This is a genomic window from Streptococcus sp. 20925_1_77 (assembly GCF_041432125.1).
GTDB lineage: Bacteria > Bacillota > Bacilli > Lactobacillales > Streptococcaceae > Streptococcus.
This window is the reverse complement of record NZ_JAPVZB010000024.1, coordinates 1-21,618: the sequence shown is the minus strand read 5'-3', so window position 1 is coordinate 21,618 and position 21,618 is coordinate 1. Positions and strand designations below refer to the sequence as shown.

Genomic DNA, 21,618 nt, shown 5'->3' with positions numbered 1-21,618 from the left:
GCTAGGACTTTTGTCCCAGCCTCGGATCAAACAACGGCTCCCTTCTTATAGGGATATGGTATAATATAGCTAGTTTAATAAAAGAAAGAGGCAATTTATGTCAAAATTTAAACGCATGCACTTAGTTGTGCTGGATTCAGTTGGGATCGGTGCAGCACCAGATGCTAATAACTTTGTCAATGCAGGTGTACCTGACGGCGCATCTGATACCTTGGGTCACATCTCTAAAACCGTCGGTTTGAATGTACCAAACATGGCCAAAATCGGTCTTGGAAATATTCCTCGTGAAGTGCCATTGAAGACGGTGCCAGCTGAAAGCAATCCAACTGGCTATGCAACAAAATTGCAAGAAGTCTCTCTTGGGAAAGACACCATGACTGGTCACTGGGAAATCATGGGGCTCAACATTACAGAACCTTTTGATACCTTCTGGAATGGTTTCCCTGAAGAAATCTTGACTAAAATTGAAGAATTCTCAGGACGTAAGGTCATCCGTGAAGCTAACAAACCTTATTCTGGTACAGCGGTGATTGATGACTTTGGACCACGTCAAATGGAAACTGGTGAGTTGATCATTTATACATCAGCAGACCCTGTCCTTCAAATCGCAGCCCACGAAGACATCATTCCTTTGGATGAACTCTACCGTATCTGTGAATACGCTCGTTCCATCACTTTGGAACGTCCAGCTCTTCTAGGCCGGATCATTGCTCGTCCTTATGTTGGGGAACCTGGAAACTTCACACGTACAGCCAACCGTCGTGACTTGGCTGTTTCACCATTTGCGCCAACTGTTTTGGACAAGTTGAACGAAGCGGGTATCGATACCTATGCAGTTGGTAAGATCAACGATATCTTTAACGGAGCTGGTATCAACCACGATATGGATCACAACAAATCAAACAGCCACGGTATGGATACCTTGATTAAGACCATGGGACTTCCTGAGTTCCAAGAAGGGTTCTCATTTACCAACTTGGTAGACTTTGATGCTCTTTATGGTCACCGTCGCAATGCTCACGGCTACCGCGATTGCTTGCATGAGTTCGATGAGCGCTTGCCAGAAATCATCGCAGCCATGCGTGAAGATGACCTCTTGATGATTACGGCTGACCATGGTAACGACCCAACCTACGCTGGTACTGACCATACGCGTGAATACATCCCATTCTTGGCTTATAGCCCATCTTTCAAAGGCAATGGCGTGATTCCAGTCGGACATTTCTCTGATATCTCTGCGACAATTGCTGAGAACTTTGGTGTTGAAAAAGCCATGACCGGTGAAAGCTTCTTAGACAAATTGAACTAAGATGACACGCTTCGCTCTCCTCGTAAGAGGGATCAATGTTGGCGGGAAAAACAAGGTCGTGATGGCAGAGCTTCGAGAGGAGCTTCAAACGATTGGGCTGGATGAGGTAGAGACCTACATCAATAGTGGCAATATCTTCTTTGAATCTTCTGGTTCTAAAGAAGAATTGGTAGATTTGCTGGGACATTTCTTTCTTGATCACTATCCCTTTATCCAGTCTTTTTCTCTCTTTTCAGCTGAGGACTATGCGCAAGATCTCGCTGCTCTACCAGCCTGGTGGCAGGAGGATCTGGCCCGCAAGGATGTTCTCTTTTACACAGAAGGCCTCGATCAGGATGCTGTCTGGGAGCTGGTCTCCTCTTTTTCGCTCGGTGATGAAATCATCCATCGTGGAAGCCTTGGGATTTACTGGGGTAAATACTCAGAAGAGACCTATACAAAGACAGCTTACCACAGACAAGTCCTCAAGATGCCGGATTACCGTTTGTTGACCATTCGCAATGCCAATACATTTGACAAAATTGGCCAATTTTTAAGGAAATCATAAAGGAGATATGCAATGACATTATTAGCAAAAATCAATGAAACAGCTGCTTTTTTGAAAGACAAAGGAATGGAAGCGCCTGAGTTTGGCTTGATCCTTGGATCAGGTCTTGGAGAACTGGCTGAAGAAATCGAAAATGCCGTCGTAGTAGACTACTCTGAAATTCCAAACTGGGGTCGTTCAACGGTTGTCGGCCATGCGGGTAAATTGGTCTACGGTGAGCTTGCTGGACGCAAGGTTTTGGCCCTTCAAGGACGTTTCCACTTCTACGAAGGAAACACACTAGAAGTGGTGACTTTCCCAGTTCGTGTCATGAAAGTTTTGGGCTGTGAAGGGGTTCTTGTCACTAACGCTGCCGGTGGTATCGGCTTTGGTCCTGGTACTTTGATGGCTATCACAGACCACATCAACATGACTGGTCAAAACCCATTGATCGGTGAAAACTTGGATGATTTTGGTCCACGTTTCCCAGATATGTCAAAAGCTTATACACCTGAATACCGTGAGACTGCTCATCAAGTAGCAGACAAATTGGGTATCAAATTGGATGATGGGGTTTATATCGGTGTGACTGGTCCAACTTATGAAACTCCAGCTGAAATCCGTGCGTTTAAGACACTTGGCGCAGATGCTGTCGGAATGTCAACCGTTCCGGAAGTCATCATTGCAGCACACTCTGGTTTGAAGGTTCTTGGTATTTCATGTATTACCAACTTTGCGGCTGGTTTCCAAGAAGAGCTCAACCACGAAGAAGTAGTAGAAGTGACAGAGCGCGTCAAAGGCGACTTCAAAGGATTGCTAAAAGCGATTCTTGCTGAACTCTAATCCAATGAAAGTACGACTCCAAAGGCTGCCCTACGGACTGAGGTTTCTTCTAGCCACCTTATCATTAGGGATAGGGACGGGTCTGGTCGGAATTGCCTGTCATTATCTACTAGAAGGGGTGCAAGAGCTGGCCTTTGGCCAAGCTAGTTCGGATTTGCTCCAGCAATTTCAAGAAGCTGGAGGTCTCCGTAGATTTCTGGTCTTGTGTGTGACTGGGTGCTTAGCAGCTGGCTTCTGGTATGTCCTGCAAAAGCGTTATCAGATCCTGTCTATTCGCCAGCAAATTGACTTAGCTGGAGACAGGGAGCCAGCGCCCTTAGCCTATCTCCTTCATGCAGGAATGCAGGTGGCAATTGTCGGAGCAGGTGCATCGGTCGGAAAAGAAGGAGCCCCACGTGAGATCGGGGCTCTTCTAGCTGGTCGGTTGTCGAAGGGATTCTCTCTAGCTCTCAAAGAGCGAAAAGTTTTAATCGCCTGTGGTGCAGGAGCTGGCTTGGCCGCAGTCTATCAGGTTCCCTTTGCTAGTAGCTTGTTCGTCTTTGAAACCTTAGGACTTGCCTACAGTTGGCAGAACCTTCTGCTGGTTTTGTCCAGTACTTATCTGGCCACCTGGGTCGTTCAGCCCATCGTTGGTCAGGAGGCTGTTTATCACCTGTCCGCAGTTTCATGGTCGGCTAGCAGCTTCTTACAGGGTATTGTGATTGCTTTCTTGGTCACTCCCTTGGCTCTGGTCTTTGCTTTCCTCGCCAAGCGGGCTAGTCACAAACGGCGGAAGGATGGGACGATTCTTTGGGCTCTTCCTCTAGCCTTTCTAGTGCTGGGGAGCCTAGTAGCCTTTTTCCCTATCTTTATGGGAAATGGCCAGGTACTGGCGCAAGCCCTCTTGTCTAGCCAGTCGATTCCTTATCTTCCACTGACCCTTGCAGTGAAGGGGCTTCTGGTTTACCTCCTCTTGCGCAATGGTGCCTATGGAGGGACCTTGACACCATCATTTGCCTTAGGAATTGGATCTGGCTATCTAGTGACCTTGCTTTTGACAGTCCTTGGGATTCATCTGGATCCAGCTATAGGGATGTTACTTGGAGCGACAGTCTTTTTAGGGACGACCTTAAAAGCTCCTCTGACAGCCATTGCCCTTAGCCTTGGATTTACAGGCCAAACTTGGAATTTGACTATTCCGCTTGTACTTGCGGCTGGTCTGTCATACGTGATTCGAAAGAGATGGGAGAAGAAATGATGAAGGTACATTTTGTACTGCATGAAACTTTTGAAGTGCCGGGTGCTTATCTAAAATGGGCGCAGGAGCGTGGCCATCAGGTGACCACGACCAAAGTCTATGAGAATGAAACGCTACCAGAGACAGTGGATGAGATCGACTTTTTGATCGTCATGGGGGGACCTCAATCACCGGATGAAAATCGGGAAGCTTTTCCATACTACGATCCTCAGGCAGAGATTGAGCTGATTCAAAAAGCCATCAAGGCTGATCGTTATATTGTTGGGGTCTGTCTTGGTGCCCAGCTACTGTCTGTCGCCTATGGAGCGAAGTATGAGCACAGTCCAGAACGTGAGATTGGGGTTTATCCTGTGACTTTGACGCCTGAAGGACTCACAGATCCGCATGTCGGTGAGTTTGGAGAAACTCTTGAAACTGGTCACTGGCATGGTGATATGCCAGGATTGACAGAAGATGCTGTTGTTCTTGCGATCAGTCAAGGGTGTCCACGTCAGATGATTCGCTTCAGTCCGAAACACTATGCCTTCCAAGCTCACTTGGAATTTGATCCAGAAGCAGTTGATCTCTTGATTGCTGCTGACGGTGAAAGTGTTTTGGAAGAACAAAGTCAAAACCTGACCTTTGTTCAAAAACCTGAAGCCATTCGTGCTTACGATTATCGAGAAATGAATGCCAAACTCTTTTCGTTTTTGGATTCATTAACAAAATAAAAAATGAAAGGAAGGGCAGTTCGGGTTTGAAATTGAACCCGGGCTAGAGGCTGTGTAAAAAAGATAAATCCTCCTAGATGCGATGTATCTTTGTCGGATTTCCTATTTTTACTTTGACTCTTTAACGCCTATTCTAAAAAATAAAAAAGAAAGGTAGAGCATGTGTTCTGATTTGAACACGAGCGGAAAGCTCTCCTAATTACTCAATAAAAAAAGAAAGGATGGGTTTACCGTATTCGCTGAACTGAATACGGGCGGAGAACTGTGTAAAAAAGATAAACTGTCTAGCATCTGCGATGCGTCGTCAGTTTCCTATTTTTACTTTGTTCTCTGTCGCCCTTTATATCTTAATTATGTCTATCCATATTGCTGCTAAGCAAGGTGAAATTGCTGATAAAATTCTTCTTCCTGGGGATCCTCTTCGTGCGAAATTTATTGCTGAGAATTTCCTTGAAGACGCTGTTTGCTTCAACGAAGTCCGTAACATGTTTGGTTACACAGGTACCTACAAGGGTCACCGTGTATCTGTCATGGGTACTGGAATGGGGATGCCATCCATCTCTATCTATGCGCGTGAGTTGATCGTGGACTACGGTGTGAAGAAATTGATCCGTGTGGGTACAGCTGGTTCTTTGAATGGCGATGTCCACGTCCGTGAATTGGTCTTAGCGCAAGCTGCCGCAACCAACTCAAACATCATCCGTAACGACTGGCCACAATACGATTTCCCACAAATCGCTAGCTTTGATCTTTTAGACAAGGCTTACCACATTGCTAAAGACCTTGGCATGACGACTCATGTCGGCAATGTCTTGTCATCAGATGTCTTCTATTCAAACTATGGTGAAAAGAACATCGAACTTGGTAAGTGGGGTGTGAAAGCTGTAGAAATGGAAGCAGCAGCTCTTTACTATCTTGCTGCTCAACACCATGTTGATGCCCTTGCTATCATGACTATTTCAGACAGTTTGGTCAATCCTGATGAGGACACAACCGCTGAAGAACGTCAAAATACTTTCACAGACATGATGAAAGTTGGTCTTGAGACCTTGATTGCAGACTAATGACAAAATTCTTTCATGATGAATGGCTCTACGATCTCCAAAATTATCACTACAGCCGGGCTCTGCGCTCTATCAAGCAGCAGGAAGAAGTACCGGATTTGTTGGTGAGCTTACTGCAGTTAATGGCGGAGCGTCGAGAGCTTAATATCCAACCCGTCATGAATCAAAAGTTGAGAACCGAGTTGCTAGAAGCGACTGGTTTTCAGCTTTTTTGGCATGAGGATCCAGAAGATGAGCAGTTGGCCAACTACCTTTATGACTTAGAGGCGAAGTTGCGAAATGAGCAGATTATTGACTTTGTTCGTGCCGTTAGCCCAGCCATCTATCGGATCTTTATGCGATTGATTCAGTTGAAAATTCCTGACATAACAAACTATATTCATAACTCCAAAGAATCGAGTTATGACCGTTGGAAGTTTGAGAGCCTTCATGCGTCCGCCAACCCTATCCTGCAGCAATTCCACAGCGAAAGTGTGGTCAATTCGTCCAGTTTGACGGAGTTGATTGTGCAGTTGGACTTGCCAGATAGCGTCAAAGTTGCGGCCCAACAATTGCGGGAGTTAGAAAAATCAGTTCGCAACCCCTTGGCCCACTTGATCAAGCCCTTTGATGAAGAAGAGCTCCATCGGACGACAGGTTTCTCTTCTCAGGATTTTATGAAGAATTTGGTTGACCTTGCAAGCTACACAGGCATCCATTATGATCAAGCTAACTTTTATTTTGATCAGGCCAATGCTGTGATGGAAGAGCTACTAAAGGAGAAGTAGATGGATAAGATTGCTCAACTACAGGAGATGATTGATCAGAGTCAACGGATCGTTTTTTTCGGTGGGGCAGGAGTTTCCACGGAGTCCAATATTCCAGATTTTCGAAGCTCAGACGGTGTCTATAGTGTTCAGGTAGGACGGCATTTGACAGCTGAGCAATTGGTCTCTCATACCATGTTTGAGCGCTATCCAGAGGACTTTTTCGACTTCTATAAGAAATATCTACTCTACCCAGATGCCAAGCCCAATGCAGCCCATCGCTATCTGGCTTGGCTTGAAGAGACCGGTAAACTCAAGGCGGTGGTGACACAAAATATTGATAGTCTCCATGAAATGGCTGGTTCTAAAAAAGTTTTGAAGCTCCATGGCAGTGCCGACCGCAATTACTGTACGGGTTGCCAGCGATTTTATGATTTGGAGGCCTTTCTAGCTTTGGAAGGCCCGGTTCCACACTGTCTGGACTGTGGCAAGGTGGTCAAGCCTGATGTAACTCTCTACGAGGAACCTCTCGATATGGACGTCTTTAGCCAAGCAGCCCAAGCCATCCAAGAGGCTGATCTCCTGATTATCGGTGGAACCTCCCTTGTGGTCTACCCAGCAGCTAGCTTGATCCAGTATTTCCGAGGGAAGAAGCTGGTTGTCATCAATAAAACCAGTATCCCACAAGACATGCAAGCAGACCTGGTTATCGAAGGAAAAATTGGGGAAGTATTTTCACAATTAAGACAATAAAAGAACACCTGAAGGAAGTGGAAATCCACTTGTTTCAGGTGTTTTTACGTCTCCCTTTTGACTAGCGCTATAAGAATGTATTTGATTATGATATAATGAAATAGATTTTCTTAAGGAGGTGAGTATGAAGAAGCTTAAAAGAATATTACCGCTTATTTTAGTAGCTTTAGGACTATTCTTCTTTGGACTTTATCACTATTTGAAAACATCTGTTGATCCTGGTTTGTTTGATAAGAATGATCAGTATATTAAGGTATATAACTACAAATCAGAGAAGATCGAGCCCAAAAAAGCAAAAGTAAAAGAAATTAATCTTGAGTTTATATACGACGATAAGGCTGCTGTTCCTGATGGATTGACTTGGTCGGAAGATCTTCGGTCTGATATTGGTCCTTATGACGGTGGAGACGTCATTTTACATGCCTTGTTGGAAGATGGGTCAAAACTTAGAATCCCACTCCAAAAGGCGTTTCGTTTAGGTCCAACATTTAGTCGCGATTTGGAATACAATGATAAATTAGAGGAGAAAATGCTTCCTAGATTCCCGAAATTCAGTACAGAGTATAATCGAAATTATTCCTTTGCTTATTTTAGTGGAATGATGTATGTAGGAGACACCCTATATCAAGTTCCTGAAACAGAAGCTGTTACGCGTTTTGACTTAAAGAATCCAAAAACAGGAAAGTTACAAACCTACTATGAATATGGGTATTTGCCAGAGAAAACAGATTCTCCTGTGTATTTAAAAACTAAAAAAGATGTGAGCCAAGCAGACATGCAATCTTTTTATGATGATTACCATAACAGTTGGAAGGGATACTGGGATCGGGGAGTCGATCCCAATCCTAAAGAGTTGACTAGCACCTATCCATATCAGTTTCACTATTATAAATGGTTCTATTCAGATGCTCTATCGAATCTCCCTCTGAAAATAGATCTCACAGGTTCTGAATTTAAAACAACAGTCACTCGTACGCAGCTGATAAAACCTGATCAAAATGATCAGATGAAAGTGCGGACAGCCACAAAAACCTATACAGAGAAAAATAAAGGGGAATATGTACAAGAAGTCCTTGGTAAACTGTCGGAGTTCAAACAGATTAATGATCTAGCAAGGTATGAAAAGGAACATAAGTAAGATTCAGGTGAGATCTATTTTGATAGGATAATCAATTTTTGGAGGTGACGATGAAGAAGTTAAAGATTAATGATAAACACATCTTTTTTGCGTTAGTCAGTTTGTTTATTGGATATATTGGTCTTCGGTATTATATCAAGCCAGAATGGTTTGATTCAGAACATATTTATCATAAAGTATACAATATAAAAGTTGCTTATAAAAAGAGCCAGAAGAAGACCTTACAGGATATTCATATCGAGTTTATTCATTTTGGAAAAAATAAATCTGTGGACGGTCAATGGAAAGAATCTACAAGAACAGATATAAAAACTGATGGGAATTGGCATTATAGTATTTTACATCTAACCTTTAGTGATAAAACTAAATTAGATATTTTATTTGATGAATATAAAACTGGTTATCTGTTTCAATCGGATAACGATAATTATAAACAATTTGAAAAGTTATCACTTCGTTTTCCAGGTATTGAGCAAGGTGATGGTAGAGGGTTTAGAAGCTATCTGATGATGTATCAGGGAGATACGATCTATCAAAATAATGATAATCAATATGTAGTTACAAGTTTCCAGATAAAAAATCCCAAAACTCATAAACTTCAAACATACTATGATTACGGTGTTGCACCAAAATCTAATGTTTTTCCACCAGTATATTTTTTACAAGATAAGAAAAATTCAGCAAAAGAACGCCAAGAATTTTTTGATGACTATCGACCTAATGATAGGGTAAATTTTTGGAACCGAGGTCTTTATAATTCTGATAGCATATTTAATAATCGGTTAAATATTGAGGCAGAGTGGTATGAGTCTCAATTATTTTATTCTGAACGGTTCGAGAATCTACCAATTTATCTTAAGATGACAGGTGATAAATTTAAGACGACTATCACAGATACCTATGTTATAGATGGTCAGAACAACACTAAAAAGGGAATCCGAGTTCAATCTAGATCAAAAACTTATACAGAGGAAAACAAAGACCAATTTGTAAAAGAAGTTCTTAACCAGAAATAAAACCAACTCCAGATCACAAACACGATCTGGAGTTATTTTTTTAGGTTATATTTCTCTTAAGAAATCTATAGCGATATATAAAGGTATTCCAATATGTATTGATTCAAATTTGTTTCCTTTCAAAACTTAGTCTAAACTTTGAAAAAAGTAAGTGTTTATGGTTTAATGGAATGGAATCCTATTATTATCACATCATTTTTCAGGAGGTGACGATGAAGAAGTTAAAGATTAAGAAGAAATATATCCTTCTTGCTTTAGTAAGTTTGTTTATTGGCTACATCGGGCTTCGGTATTATATCAAGCCTGAGTGGTTTGATTCAGAACATATTTATCATAAGGTTTACAATTTAAAAGTTAGTCAGAAAAAGGGCCTGAAAAAGACGATACAGGATATTAATATTGAGTTTGTTCATTTTGATGAGACAAAACCTGTCGAGGGTCAATGGATAGAATCTACAAGAAGGGATTTAAAATCTGATTCGAGTTATACCATTTTACATTTATCCTTCAATGATAAGACGAAATTAGATATCTTATTTGACCGCTATAATAGCGGTTCACTCTTTAAATCGGATGGCTTTAATTATGAACAGTTTAATAAATTATCACTTCGTTTTCCAGGGATTAGCAAAGGAGATGGAAGTGAGTTTAGAAACTATCTGATGATTTACCAAGGGGATACGATCTATCAAAAATCAGGAGATCAATATGTAGTCACGAGTTTCCAGTTAAAAAATCCAAAAACACAAAAACTTCAAACATACTATGAGTATGATGTTGCACCTGATTTTAATTTTTTTCAACAGACTTATTTCTTACAGGATAAGTCACATTCAGCAGAAGAACGCCAAAAATTTTTTGATGACTATCAACCTGATGGTAGAAGAAATTATTGGATACGAGATTCTGATAGAATAATTGGTGGTACTGATAGTTTATTCAATGATAGATTAAATATTGAGCTTGAATGGTACCCCTATCAATTATTTTATTCTGAAAGGTTTGAAAATTTACCAATTCATCTTAGTACGACAGGAAATGATTTTAAAACGACGATAACAGAAACGTATGTGATGGATCAGCAAAATGATCATAAAGGAATCAGAGTTCAGTCTAGATCAAAAACTTATACAAATGAAACGAAAGACCAATATGTGTCTGAAATACTAAACAATGAGAAAAAAATTAACGCCAGATAGCTTTATGTTATCTGGCGTTAGTTTTTAGGGATATATTTTCCTTATTGGATTTGTAACGGTATATAAATCAGATATAGATAAGTCTGAATAAGTATCATCTGCAGAAAAATATTCTCGATTAAGACTGAAAGTCGCTTTATTATCCTCTGTTTCATTTAACTTTGGTGTTTCTTTTATCATTGTTGGAAGTTCAGAAATAATAGTTTGGTAAACTTTCTTAGGGTTATTTTTGAATTCCTTTTTTAATTGGCCTTCTCGTTCATCAATTTTTTTATTCAGTGCATCCATGTCTGGAGGAGACCACTTATAGTGAATCTCAAAATGATAAGTATCATCATCTACTGAGGATAACTGAAACTGATAAGTATCATACCAGCCTTTTATAAAGGCAGTCCAGTATGCGTCGACGATCGCTTTTTTCTCTTTATCACTTGGAATGTAATAAAGAGTTATGTTTTCCCAATTAGTGTCAAGATTTTGGAATAAGTCTTCTTTAATCTCTTTCTCCAGATTTTGTTTAAAAAATTCTTTAGCAGACTTTTCAATTTTAGTTAAGTTGGTCTTGTTAGATGGAGTTGTAAAATAGGTATATTCTTTGGGTCTCGAGTATATATCTAAGTGAACAAATTTATATTTAGTATTCGGTCTACCAGCAAACCAAAGGGTGTAACTGCCATCGTCTAGGTCCTCAAAGTCCAAGATTTCTTGTTCATGATTATTGTTATCTAAAATACTGATATAACTTTTGGAGATTTCTTCAGTTCCAATAATTTTAAATTCTAAATAATACCTATTGTCTCCTTCCTCCAAGTTTTTTACTGGATGTACAGAGTCAAAATAACCATTTAATTTTACATTTAGAGCAATATTAGGGTTACTTGGAATAACATCAATTTTAGGATCGGGTTTCGATTTGTCGTTTAAAGCTAGAAGTCCAAGGATAAATGTCAGTGCAACGAAAAACAGAATGAATTTAGGTTTCATATCGCCTCCTTACTTATCAAACTTCACTTCCTCAAGCAAGTACTCGATGAATTTTTCTCCCATTTTTGAGAGGGCTGTTTTTTCATGTTTGATGTAGACCAGCTCGATCGGGTCTTCGATATCAAGGGGAATGGAGACGATGTTATTTCCGTTGAGATTGCTGTTGAGGATCCCGGTCGCAATGGTGTAGCCATCCAGACCAATCAAGAGATTAAAGAGGGTCGCCCGGTCACTGACGACGATGGATTTCTTATGATGCTCTTGAGAGAGGATCTCTTCTGAGAAGTAGAAGGAGTTATGGGTTCCTTGGTCATAGCTAAGGTATGGGAAATCTTCCAGATCAGACAAGTGGACAATCTCTTTCTTGGCAAGAGGATTGGTCTTGCTGACAAAGATATGAGGTTGCGCTGTAAAGAGGTGGGTGGCAATCAGGTGATTATCATCTAGCATCTTAGAGAGGACATCCCGGTTGTAGCTATTCAAAAAGAGGACGCCAACTTCGCTTCGGAAATTCTTGACGTCATCGATGATCTCCCAAGTCCGCGTCTCCCGTAGGAAGAGCTCGTATTTTTCCATGTCGCTTTTCTTCAATAGTGAAACGAAGGCCTCAACCACGAAGGCGTAGTGCTGTGAAGAGACACTGAAAAGCTCACGAGAACCCACAGGATTTTTATAGCGCTCGGACAAGAGGTAAATCTGCTCCACCACCTGGCGGGCATAAGAGAGGAACTCCATCCCATCGCGGGTCAAAGTGATCCCTTTAGGATTCCGGATAAAGATTTCAATTCCCATCTCATTTTCCAAGTCCTTAACGGCATTGGAAAGGCTAGGTTGCGTGATGAAGAGTTGTTTTGCGGCCTCATTCATAGAGCCGGTTTCGACGATTTTGATAATGTATTGTAATTGTTGTATTCTCATGCTTTTATTTTAACATAAAATAGCGCGTTTTTCCCGTAAAATGTGGTCTTTCAAGGACTGTATGAGAATAAGACAGGCTGAGGTAGGTAATAGGAAGTAGGCTAGATCAAATAGTTAAAAAATAGAAGATTGGAAACAAAATCTACATCTGGGGACTGATTTTGATGGAAAAATACAGTTTTGCCTTGCTGAAGGTAAGATCTGATTGATAGAATGGTAAAAAATTGATTGAGGAGATCTTATGAAAAAACTCGTTTCCTGGTATAAGAAAAAGGATAAGGAATTGGAAACCCATTTCACAGCTGGTATGTTGCAGATCAATTTTGTGACCAATGCTCTGATTCTATTGGCCTTTTACATCTATTTGGTTATTAGTCAGTCGCTCTACGCAATTAAGGATCCATTCATTCAATTTAGTTTTCTTGCTATAGTATCCTTTACGATGGAGGTCTTGCCCTATGGTGTGACCTTAGCCCTTTTTGTTCCCAATATTTTTGTCATTATCTATGGGATCGGTCGGTGGTCTAGCCTCCAGTTCAAAGAAGCTGAAGAAGAAGCTCTCAAAGATCCGGATTTGTTTGAAGATAGGGTGCCAAAGGAAGGAAAAGGGACAAGAGAAGATGACGCATCTCTTATGAAGGAAAAGCAAGAATCACCTAATCCTAAGCCTGTCAAAAAGAAAAAGCAACAGCCTACAATTGTTCTTTGGTTTGGTCTCTTTGGTTGCTTTCTCGAAGCGATTTTCATTTACATCGTGAAAGAGATGACCTTTTACGATTGGAGTGAACCCCTGATTAATTCGCAGAAGCACGCCCTGATCTGGTCGGGCGCCTATCCAACCTTCTTCACCTTTGCTGCTCTCACCTTGCTAGCCTTGATCATCTATTCCTATAGGGATGCTAATTCCCTCTCTCCATTGGCTAATATCTTCTGTATTAGTGGCATTCTGGGAGGAGTGGTTCTCCTCTTAGTTTTTGATCAACAGCTGCAGGTAGCAAGTTTTCACACCTTTTTCTTATTGATCTATTCCATTCATCTCTTGTGGGTTCGTATCAGGGAGTGGCAGCAAGATCGAACAGAGACAGGATATGAGAATCGTCTACTTCAATGGCTCCATCAGCTCTTAAATAAGTCGCGTAACTGGCCTTGGTTAGCGGTCCTTGTCGCTCTTCCAACCCTTGCTCTCGTCGTCCTTATTCTCATGCTCTTTGGGCAGCAACCGGATTCCATGATCAAGGCCTGGACGAACACAGCTGACTGGGCCTTCTCTCAAAAGATCCCTCCTCAGAATCTTATCATTGATGAGCACTATCTCTGTACGGTTGCGGCTGGTGGGCATGAAAAAGTTGTAAAGCCCCAGCGGATGGGCGTCCGCCACGGTCATCCAGTCGTTGTCAATCGTCAGCTTTGTATTGCCAATGCTTTTGAGCAAGTATTAGAAGAAAAGACACCCCGATTCCATCGCTTCTTACGTCGCAATTATGACCGCTATGGCTATCCTTTTGCTAAACATATCAAGAAGAAATGGGCTATGGACCTGATTTACTACCTAATGAAACCCTTGGAATGGATCTTTTTGCTGGTTCTCTATCTAGTCGATCGCAAGCCTGAGAACCGAATAGCCATGCAATACATCAAACCGATCCCAGAAGATTTTGATCCCAAAAAAGCTTCTTAAGTCACTTATTTCTACTTGACAAGCGACCAGTAGCGCGATATAATGAGAAAAATTTAACCTTTAAGGGGTCCAGAGAGGCCTGCAAGGAAAGACAGAAAAAAGATCAGCGGACCGAGTCTAGCTGATCATTTGTAGGACCTTGCTTTTGCGAGGTCTTTTTTGCTGGAAGAAAGAAGAGGAAACCAATGGTCAGTGACAGCTGTAAGAAACGGTTTGGAAAAATCATGATGGAAGACATGGAGTTAATCGCTCAAGAAGAGATTGCGCCCCGGATTTTTTCAATGGTCTTGAAGGGGGAAATGGTGGAGCAGATGTTGCCGGGGCAGTTTCTCCATATCCGTGTGCCGGATGACTCTAAACTTCTCCGTCGTCCCATTTCTATCTCAGAGATTGATCCAGACAGCCAGACCTGTCGCCTCATCTATCGGGTAGAAGGAGGCGGAACGGCCATCTTTTCTCACTTGCCTGTCGGTAGCTTCCTCAGTGTCATGGGCCCTCAAGGAAATGGCTTTGACCTAAAAGGTCTTGGTCAAGGGGCGCGTGCTTTGATCATCGGTGGCGGGATAGGTGTTCCTCCTTTGGTCCAAGTGGCCAAACAACTCCACCAACAAGGTGTGGAAGTTGAAGTGGTTGTTGGTTTTGCAACCAAAGAAGCCATCATTTTGGAAGAAGAGCTTTCTCAGGTGGCTGATGTCACTATTACAACTGACGATGGATCTTATGGCACAAAGGGATATGTCTCCACCATCGTTGACCAGATGGAGCAGGAGTTTGATGCCATCTATTCTTGTGGGGCACCTGGCATGCTCAAATATGTCAACAGCAAGTTCCACGATCATCCTCGCGCCTACATTTCTATGGAGTCCCGTATGGCTTGTGGGATGGGGGCTTGTTATGCCTGCGTGGTGCATCTGGAAAATGAAAGCCAAGCAGCCAATAAGCGCGTGTGTGAAGACGGACCGGTCTTTGAAACCGGTACAATTGTGATGTAGGAGGACCGTATGACAGCAAATCGACTAGCCGTATCCTTACCAGGATTAGACTTGAAAAATCCCATTATTCCAGCTTCTGGCTGTTTTGGGTTTGGCCAAGAATACGCCAAATACTATGATTTAGATCTTCTTGGATCCATTATGATCAAGGCGACGACTGCTGAGGCTCGCTTCGGAAATCCGACACCACGTGTTGCTGAGACTCCTGCAGGCATGCTCAATGCCATTGGTCTCCAAAATCCAGGCGTAGACGTTGTCCTAGCAGAGAAACTCCCTTGGTTGGCCCAGCATTATCCAGAGCTACCGATTATCGCCAACGTAGCTGGTTTCTCCAATGAAGAGTATGCGACGGTTTCTAGAAAAATCTCGCAAGCACCAAATGTCACAGCGATTGAGCTCAATATCTCTTGTCCCAATGTGGACCATGGCAACAACGGCCTCTTAATCGGGCAGGTTCCAGAGTTAGCCTATGCGGCTGTCAAAGCAGCAGTGGAAGCTTCCTCCGTCCCTGTCTATGTCAAATTAACGCCAAGTGTGGCAGACATCACCCAGGTCGCAAAAGCAGCAGAAGACGCAGGGGCCGCCGGCTTAACCATGATCAATACCTTGGTCGGGATGCGCTTTGACCTCAAGACTGGCAAACCGATCATTGCAAATGGCACAGGAGGTATGTCGGGACCAGCCGTTTTCCCAGTTGCTTTGAAACTCATCCGCCAGGTGGCCCAATCCACTAAACTTCCGATTATCGGAATGGGAGGTGTGGATTCAGCCGAAGCAGCCATTGAAATGATGATTGCTGGTGCCTCTGCGATTGGAGTTGGAACCGCTAATTTCACCGATCCTTATGCTTGTCCAAGCATCATCGAAGATCTGCCACAGGTCATGGATCGCTATGGTATTGACACACTTGAGAACTTCCGAAAACATGTACGGGAAAAACTACTATAAATCCTTGACTTTTCCCAAATATCGTACTACAATAAATAAAAACCTTTAAAGCAGTCCAGAGAGGCTCCTAAGGTCTAGACGGTGAATCATGGTAGTTGTTCCTGCCTAATTTTCGTGTAACCTTGCCTCGGGCAAGGTTTTTTTGTAGATAAAATGATCAATCAAAAAAGGAGTAATCCATGCGTGAAGAACGTCCTATTATCGCCCTTGACTTCCCAGCTTTCGAGGATGTCAAACACTTTTTAGAGCATTTTCCAGAAGACGAAAAATTATTTGTAAAAATCGGAATGGAATTTTTCTATGCAGTTGGTCCTGAAATTGTACATTACCTCAAAGGGCTTGGACACAGTATTTTCCTTGATTTAAAATTGCATGATATCCCAAATACAGTCAAATCAGCCATGTCCGTACTGGGGACTTTCGGAGTAGATATGGTGACAGTTCACGCAGCCGGTGGTGTAGAGATGATGCGCGAAGCCAAGGCAGCTCTTGGTGAAGGGGCTAAGTTGGTAGCCGTGACCCAGTTGACTTCTACCAGTGAAGAAGAGATGCGTGATTGCCAAAACATCCAAACAACAGTCCAAGAATCAGTAGTCAATTATGCTCGCAAGGCCCAAGAAGCAGGCTTGGATGGCGTTGTCTGCTCAGCCCATGAAGTAGCCTTGATCAAAGATGCCACTTCATCAGACTTTGTCTGTGTCACTCCAGGGATTCGACCAGCAGGAGCTGAAATCGGTGACCAAAAACGGGTCATGACCCCACAAGAAGCTCATAAAATTGGATCTGACTATATTGTCGTTGGACGTCCAATCATCCAAGCAGAAAACCCATGGGACGCTTACCATGAAATTAAGAGACAGTGGAATGCGTAAGAGCTACTAAAAGTGAAACTTTTGTAGCTCTACGGGAAGTCCTATGGGACCTTCCCTAACGCATTCACTAGATTTAGAGGATAAAAATAATCGTTTTATCCTCTAAATCGTCGGAATACCAATCGCTACTAAAAGTGGAATTTTTGTAGCTCTACGGAAAGTCCGATGGGACCTTCTCTAACGTATTCACTAGATTAGAAGAAAAAAATAACGTTTCTTTCTTCTAATCGTCGGAATAGTATGGTCTACTAAAAGTCTTACTTTTGTAGATTTACGGGAAGTCCTATGGGACCTTCCCTAACTTACTCACTAACCTGTAAAGTTGTTCTTTAAATCTGTTTTGGATTTAATTCGTATATGATTAAAATCGTAAAAAGGAGTTATCATGTCATTAGCTAAAGATATTGCCAGCCATCTTCTAAAAATTGAAGCCGTTTATTTGAAACCAGAGGAACCTTTTACTTGGGCTTCAGGGATCAAGTCCCCTATTTATACGGATAACCGCGTGACCCTTGCTTATCCAGAAACTCGTACCTTGATTGAAAATGGCTTTGTGGATAAAATCAAGGAAGCTTTCCCTGAAGTCGAAGTGATTGCGGGGACAGCAACTGCGGGGATTCCTCATGGAGCGATTATTGCGGACAAGATGAACCTTCCTTTTGCTTACATCCGTAGCAAACCAAAAGATCATGGTGCTGGAAACCAAATTGAAGGCCGTGTACCACAAGGTCAAAAGATGGTGGTAGTGGAAGATTTGATTTCTACTGGTGGTTCTGTTTTGGATGCTGTTGCAGCTGCGAAACGTGAAGGAGCAGACGTCCTTGGTGTGGTAGCGATCTTTACTTACCAATTGGAGAAAGCTGATAAGAAATTTGCGGAAGCTGGTGTTCAGCTCGAAACCTTGTCAAACTACACAGAATTGATCCATTTAGCAGAAGAACAGGGCTACATTACCTCCGAAGGATTAGAGTTGTTGCGGCGTTTCAAAGAAAACCAAGAAACTTGGCAAGATAAATAATAGGACGGAAGCGTTTCTAACGCTTCTTTTTTATACTATTTTCACTAGTTGGTGGTTAACTTGAATCTCAAAGTAAAATCCGGTATGATAGTAGTAATTGTTTTTATGGATGAAGGAAAAACTATTTTTAAGGGAGAATAAGATGACAAAAGAACATTATTTGCAAATGAAGAAGCAGGCTCGGGTCTGGTTTACCGTCAATATCATCATCAGTTTGATTGCTATTGCGGGAGGAATTTTAGTGGTCATTAGTAAATCACGTCATATCCCATTTCTATTGATGGCCTTGGGGGCACTGACCTTGATGAACCAATTCTTGGTTACCCCTGCTTTCAACGCCAAAAAAGAAGCTGAGGAAGAACATCCAGAATGGAAGAGTTTGTCTACTAAAGATACTAAAATAACTGTAGAGAATCTGCAAAAAGGGGTTTTGGTATCAGCTACGGCTCTTCTGATTGTCATTATTGGTTTCTTTATGTTCTATCGTCCTCTTCCGACAACAGACGCAGGAACTGAAGTGATCAATACCTATCGAGAGATCCAGTCTGTGCCAGAAAATTCGACAGAAAAAGAATCTAGCACAGTCTCTAATTTAACCCCGAAAGATGTTCAAACTTTACAAGAATTGAAAGAAGAAATCGAATCCAATGCCCCATCAGATTCAAATTCACTAGATATAAACAAAGCAAAAGATTTCGCAGAAAAAGCGCAGCAACAGAATTGGTTGAAAAGGGGAGAGTAAGATGACTTTTCAAGTGGTTTGAAATCAACTAGTTTTTGTGAAAGGGTAAAAAATCAATGACAGCAACAGTGTTCTGGCTTAGTTTGGGTATTCTGACCCTTGTTTTTCTTATCATTCTGCTCATCTTTTACACCTTGTATCGTCGTGAAATAAAAGTGAAAACAGAATCAACCGCAAAAGTTCTGGGAGAAGTAGTTGCTTTTGATTCCAAAAATCAACTGCTTATTTCTCTGCCTGTGGTGGAGTATCAAGTCAAGGGTGAAAGATACCAAAAGACCTTTACCTACGCTTATTTCAGAGAGACTTCTTCTAAGTCAAGACAAACCAATGTTTTCGATAGAACCTATATTCTTGGAGCAGGTAAAAATCTGGATTTGCGGATGATATTCCCAATCGGGTCTCCCATGACTGTCTTTTATAATCCAAACGAGCCACAAATTGGTTTTGTCGAACGCTATGCCGGCTTAGTCGGTTTTTATAAAATTGGAATGATTTTAACGACTGGGATTTATCTTGGGCTAGTATGCATACTAGCTTTGTTATGTTGAATTGTTTGGACCTATCTAAAATAAAAAAGCACATTCAACTCTATATATTTGATTGAATGAGAGGATTTTCAATGATCAAAAAAGGTCAATGTTTTAATATCAGTTTGAATGGGAAAAGGCCTCTATGGGGATTCTTTTTGTTGATAACAGATCAAGGGGAAGAATTCATCATCAAACGCAATAGTAAGATCCCTTTTGACAGATACCGTAAAGTGTATCAGACTACCTACTCGTTAAAAGATCAAATTTTTTTAAAGAAAGCACCGGCAAGTGTTTATTCCTTGATTGGTGTTCCACTAGGTTTGTTATTAGCAAGAACATTTAGAAAGATCCTTCCCATGGACCTTTTCTTTGGAAAACCGAATCTTGATTTGGATGTTAGAGAAGGAGTGGTGAACGTTCTTCTATTTCTTCTTGCTGTCATCGTCACTTTATGGTTGGTCACTATTGCCAGATATATACAGTTGAAACGGTTTGTTGAAAAAAATGGAGTGAAGTTAGAAGTAGTTGGTCAGATAAAGCCTATAGATTATCTTCAAAAAACGTCAAATGGAACCGAGGTGTGGTGAATGCGAAAAATGAGAAAACGACAGTTGTTTGCGCTTGTTTGTTTAAGTGCTCTACTCCTGTTTTTTGCGTATTTTGTACAAATGCGATTGTTTTTGGCCTTGATTTTATGTTTAATTGTGATCTTATTTTTTAGAGGACTCGAATTCACAGAGCCTCGGGAAATAGAGTTTGATTTCAAGGATGATTGCAAATAACAAAGATAATTCCTCAACCTAAATGATTTCGTATCAGCCCAAAACAGCAGAAATGCTGTTTTTTTGATATAATGGACCTATGTTATCGAAAAGTAAACGTATTCTATTTGGGATGCTTCATGTTGTCATGTTGCTAGTGATGGTCCACTGGTTCTTGATCAGTGTGACCTATCTGAGAGAGATTTCATGGTCAGCTATTTTAGGTGCTGGATTGCTATTTCTGCTAGCCTGGTTGAAACGCGATGGGGTAAAAAGAGCCATTGCTTGGTTGACCCGGCACAAAAAAGGCTTCTTGCTTGGCGCGATCATCTGTCAGTTAATCTTTATGATTTGTGCGGAGCTTTTGATCCGTCGGGATGCTGCGGTTGTTTTTAAGGGCGCTTTTGATCTTCTTAAGCAATCTTCCATCACCAACTATCTTAGTCGCAATCCCAATAACATTCCGCTCTTTCTTTATGAAAAGTTTTTCTATCTTTTATTCGGTTCTAGCGGTTTGTGGGTTATGCAGGCTCTCAATATACTCTATGTCAATCTGGGTGCCGTCCTCTTGTACAAACTGTCCCAGAAGCATTTCAATCAGAAAACAGCTGATCTAGTGTATCTCTTTTATGTCAGTTTGATCTGTTACTCGCCTTATTTCTATTCCATGTATACGGACATTCCTCCGCTTCCTTTGATCGCTCTTCAATTGTGGTGGGCCTTGGATCTCTTAAAGGAAAACCAAGCAGGGACCTCCTGGAAGAAGATGTTTGCTTTAGGGATTTTATCTGGCGTGACCATGTTGATCCGTCCAACGACGATTATTATCATGATTGCCTTTTGGGCTGTCCTCTTCTTTAGAGGAAACTGGAAGTCCTTTGGCAAGATTGCTACGGTGACAGTGATGATGACGGGCTTTGTCTTTGCAGGATTGAATACAGCGGTCAATCATCAAACAGTTGTACCAATTTTGAAACAAGAAGGTTTGGCTAAAGGACCACTCTTGTTTATCAATCTAGGCTTGACGGATATGGGGCATAACCAAGAAGATATGAAAGAGGGCTTGCTAGCTTATATCGATGAGGACAAGCGCTCAGACTACAACAATGGTCTCTTTAAGAAAGAAAATGTCATTAAAGAAATCAAACGCCGCCTCAAGGAGTACGGACCTTTCGGTTTGATTGGGCACCTCTATTACAAGCAATCTTTGACGGTAGCAGAAGGGACCCTAGGTTGGCTTTACCGAGATGTAGAGTATGAGAAGACACCTTATATTAATCCTCTCTATGCGCCGCTGACTAAAAACAATGGTCTGGCCAAATGGGTGCGAACCTATTTCCTCAGCACGGATCGCCCACAGTACAAGTATTATGAATTTGTGAAACAGTTGATCTGGATCGTCTTGTCAGCTGGCTTGGTTGGGGCTTATCTCAAACGTCGAGATACAGATGCCTTCAATTTCCTTTCCTTAGCGGTCTTTGGTGGTTTGCTCTTCTTAACCATCTTTGAAGGTGGGAAGACCCGCTACCTCATCCAATTCTTGCCGCAAATTTTGCTAGTGGCTTCGATCGGTCTAGCAGGATTTACCAAGAAAGAAAATACCTAAAAACTCTCGCTTGTTTAACAGGCAGAAA

The 21,618-nt window shown here is 41.7% G+C and carries 22 protein-coding genes; 20 read left to right on the top strand and 2 right to left on the bottom strand.

Annotated features, from left to right (window positions below):
- Window positions 1-97 precede the first annotated feature (97 nt).
- The 11 genes from O3626_RS09900 to O3626_RS09850 all read left to right on the top strand — a co-directional run bounded on the left by O3626_RS09900 (window position 98) and on the right by O3626_RS09850 (window position 10,541).
- Window positions 98-1,309: a phosphopentomutase gene (locus tag O3626_RS09900; RefSeq protein ID WP_371496694.1), complete on the top strand. Its 1,212-nt coding sequence runs from the start codon at window positions 98-100 to the stop codon at window positions 1,307-1,309.
- A gap of 1 nt (window position 1,310) precedes the next feature.
- On the top strand, window positions 1,311-1,856 hold the full coding sequence (locus O3626_RS09895) for a DUF1697 domain-containing protein (protein WP_371496692.1): 546 nt from the start codon (window positions 1,311-1,313) through the stop codon (window positions 1,854-1,856).
- A gap of 12 nt (window positions 1,857-1,868) precedes the next feature.
- A complete protein-coding gene (locus tag O3626_RS09890; protein WP_371496690.1) occupies window positions 1,869-2,678 on the top strand; it encodes a purine-nucleoside phosphorylase in 810 nt (269 codons plus the stop codon).
- Window positions 2,679-2,682: 4 nt separating this feature from the next.
- Complete coding sequence (locus O3626_RS09885) at window positions 2,683-3,915, top strand: chloride channel protein (RefSeq protein WP_371496688.1); 1,233 nt, start codon at window positions 2,683-2,685, stop codon at window positions 3,913-3,915.
- Window positions 3,912-4,625, top strand: a complete 714-nt coding sequence (locus O3626_RS09880) for a type 1 glutamine amidotransferase (protein WP_045760183.1) — start codon at window positions 3,912-3,914, stop codon at window positions 4,623-4,625. The genes O3626_RS09885 and O3626_RS09880 overlap by 4 nt, the downstream gene beginning before the upstream one ends.
- 353 nt (window positions 4,626-4,978) lie before the next feature.
- Complete coding sequence (deoD, locus tag O3626_RS09875; protein WP_040803271.1) at window positions 4,979-5,689, top strand: purine-nucleoside phosphorylase; 711 nt, start codon at window positions 4,979-4,981, stop codon at window positions 5,687-5,689.
- Window positions 5,689-6,456, top strand: coding sequence for a hypothetical protein (locus tag O3626_RS09870; protein ID WP_045759370.1), 768 nt, complete (start codon window positions 5,689-5,691; stop codon window positions 6,454-6,456). Before deoD ends, O3626_RS09870 begins: the two co-directional genes overlap by 1 nt.
- The gene (locus O3626_RS09865) at window positions 6,457-7,188 is read left to right on the top strand and encodes an NAD-dependent protein deacylase (protein WP_371496685.1); all 732 of its coding nucleotides are present in this window, start codon (window positions 6,457-6,459) and stop codon (window positions 7,186-7,188) included.
- A 124-nt stretch (window positions 7,189-7,312) separates the two neighbouring features.
- Window positions 7,313-8,326, top strand: coding sequence for a hypothetical protein (locus O3626_RS09860; protein WP_371496683.1), 1,014 nt, complete (start codon window positions 7,313-7,315; stop codon window positions 8,324-8,326).
- A 50-nt stretch (window positions 8,327-8,376) separates the two neighbouring features.
- Window positions 8,377-9,342 carry a hypothetical protein gene (locus tag O3626_RS09855; RefSeq protein WP_371496681.1) on the top strand — a complete coding sequence of 322 codons (966 nt, stop codon included), beginning with the start codon at window positions 8,377-8,379 and terminating at the stop codon, window positions 9,340-9,342.
- 212 nt (window positions 9,343-9,554) lie between these two features.
- Window positions 9,555-10,541, top strand: a complete 987-nt coding sequence (locus tag O3626_RS09850; RefSeq protein ID WP_371496679.1) for a hypothetical protein — start codon at window positions 9,555-9,557, stop codon at window positions 10,539-10,541.
- A gap of 24 nt (window positions 10,542-10,565) precedes the next feature.
- Here O3626_RS09850 and O3626_RS09845 read toward each other — a convergent pair whose 3' ends face one another.
- Complete coding sequence (locus O3626_RS09845; RefSeq protein ID WP_049473054.1) at window positions 10,566-11,525, bottom strand: hypothetical protein; 960 nt, start codon at window positions 11,523-11,525, stop codon at window positions 10,566-10,568.
- Between the two features lie 9 nt (window positions 11,526-11,534).
- On the bottom strand, window positions 11,535-12,443 hold the full coding sequence (locus O3626_RS09840) for a LysR family transcriptional regulator (protein WP_371496677.1): 909 nt from the start codon (window positions 12,441-12,443) through the stop codon (window positions 11,535-11,537).
- 241 nt (window positions 12,444-12,684) lie between these two features.
- On the opposite strand from O3626_RS09840, the gene O3626_RS09835 reads away from it, so the two are divergent.
- The 9 genes from O3626_RS09835 (at window position 12,685) to O3626_RS09795 (ending at window position 21,590) form a co-directional block, all read left to right on the top strand.
- On the top strand, window positions 12,685-14,121 hold the full coding sequence (locus O3626_RS09835) for a DUF6688 family protein (protein WP_371496675.1): 1,437 nt from the start codon (window positions 12,685-12,687) through the stop codon (window positions 14,119-14,121).
- Between the two features lie 185 nt (window positions 14,122-14,306).
- Window positions 14,307-15,113 carry a dihydroorotate dehydrogenase electron transfer subunit gene (locus O3626_RS09830; protein ID WP_371496673.1) on the top strand — a complete coding sequence of 269 codons (807 nt, stop codon included), beginning with the start codon at window positions 14,307-14,309 and terminating at the stop codon, window positions 15,111-15,113.
- Window positions 15,114-15,122: 9 nt separating this feature from the next.
- Entirely contained in the window at window positions 15,123-16,061 is a 939-nt protein-coding gene (locus O3626_RS09825; RefSeq protein WP_371496671.1) for a dihydroorotate dehydrogenase, read from the top strand.
- 179 nt (window positions 16,062-16,240) lie between these two features.
- Entirely contained in the window at window positions 16,241-16,933 is a 693-nt protein-coding gene (gene pyrF / locus O3626_RS09820) for an orotidine-5'-phosphate decarboxylase (RefSeq protein ID WP_371496669.1), read from the top strand.
- Between the two features lie 385 nt (window positions 16,934-17,318).
- Window positions 17,319-17,951 carry an orotate phosphoribosyltransferase gene (gene pyrE, locus O3626_RS09815; protein ID WP_003014772.1) on the top strand — a complete coding sequence of 211 codons (633 nt, stop codon included), beginning with the start codon at window positions 17,319-17,321 and terminating at the stop codon, window positions 17,949-17,951.
- Between the two features lie 142 nt (window positions 17,952-18,093).
- Window positions 18,094-18,693, top strand: a complete 600-nt coding sequence (locus O3626_RS09810) for a hypothetical protein (RefSeq protein WP_371496667.1) — start codon at window positions 18,094-18,096, stop codon at window positions 18,691-18,693.
- 56 nt (window positions 18,694-18,749) lie between these two features.
- Window positions 18,750-19,241, top strand: a complete 492-nt coding sequence (locus O3626_RS09805; RefSeq protein ID WP_371496665.1) for a DUF3592 domain-containing protein — start codon at window positions 18,750-18,752, stop codon at window positions 19,239-19,241.
- A 71-nt stretch (window positions 19,242-19,312) separates the two neighbouring features.
- On the top strand, window positions 19,313-19,810 hold the full coding sequence (locus O3626_RS09800; RefSeq protein ID WP_371496663.1) for a hypothetical protein: 498 nt from the start codon (window positions 19,313-19,315) through the stop codon (window positions 19,808-19,810).
- 274 nt (window positions 19,811-20,084) lie between these two features.
- Window positions 20,085-21,590 (top strand): glycosyltransferase family 39 protein, encoded by a 1,506-nt coding sequence (locus O3626_RS09795; protein ID WP_371496661.1) that lies wholly within the window; start codon window positions 20,085-20,087, stop codon window positions 21,588-21,590.
- Window positions 21,591-21,618: the final 28 nt, after the last annotated feature.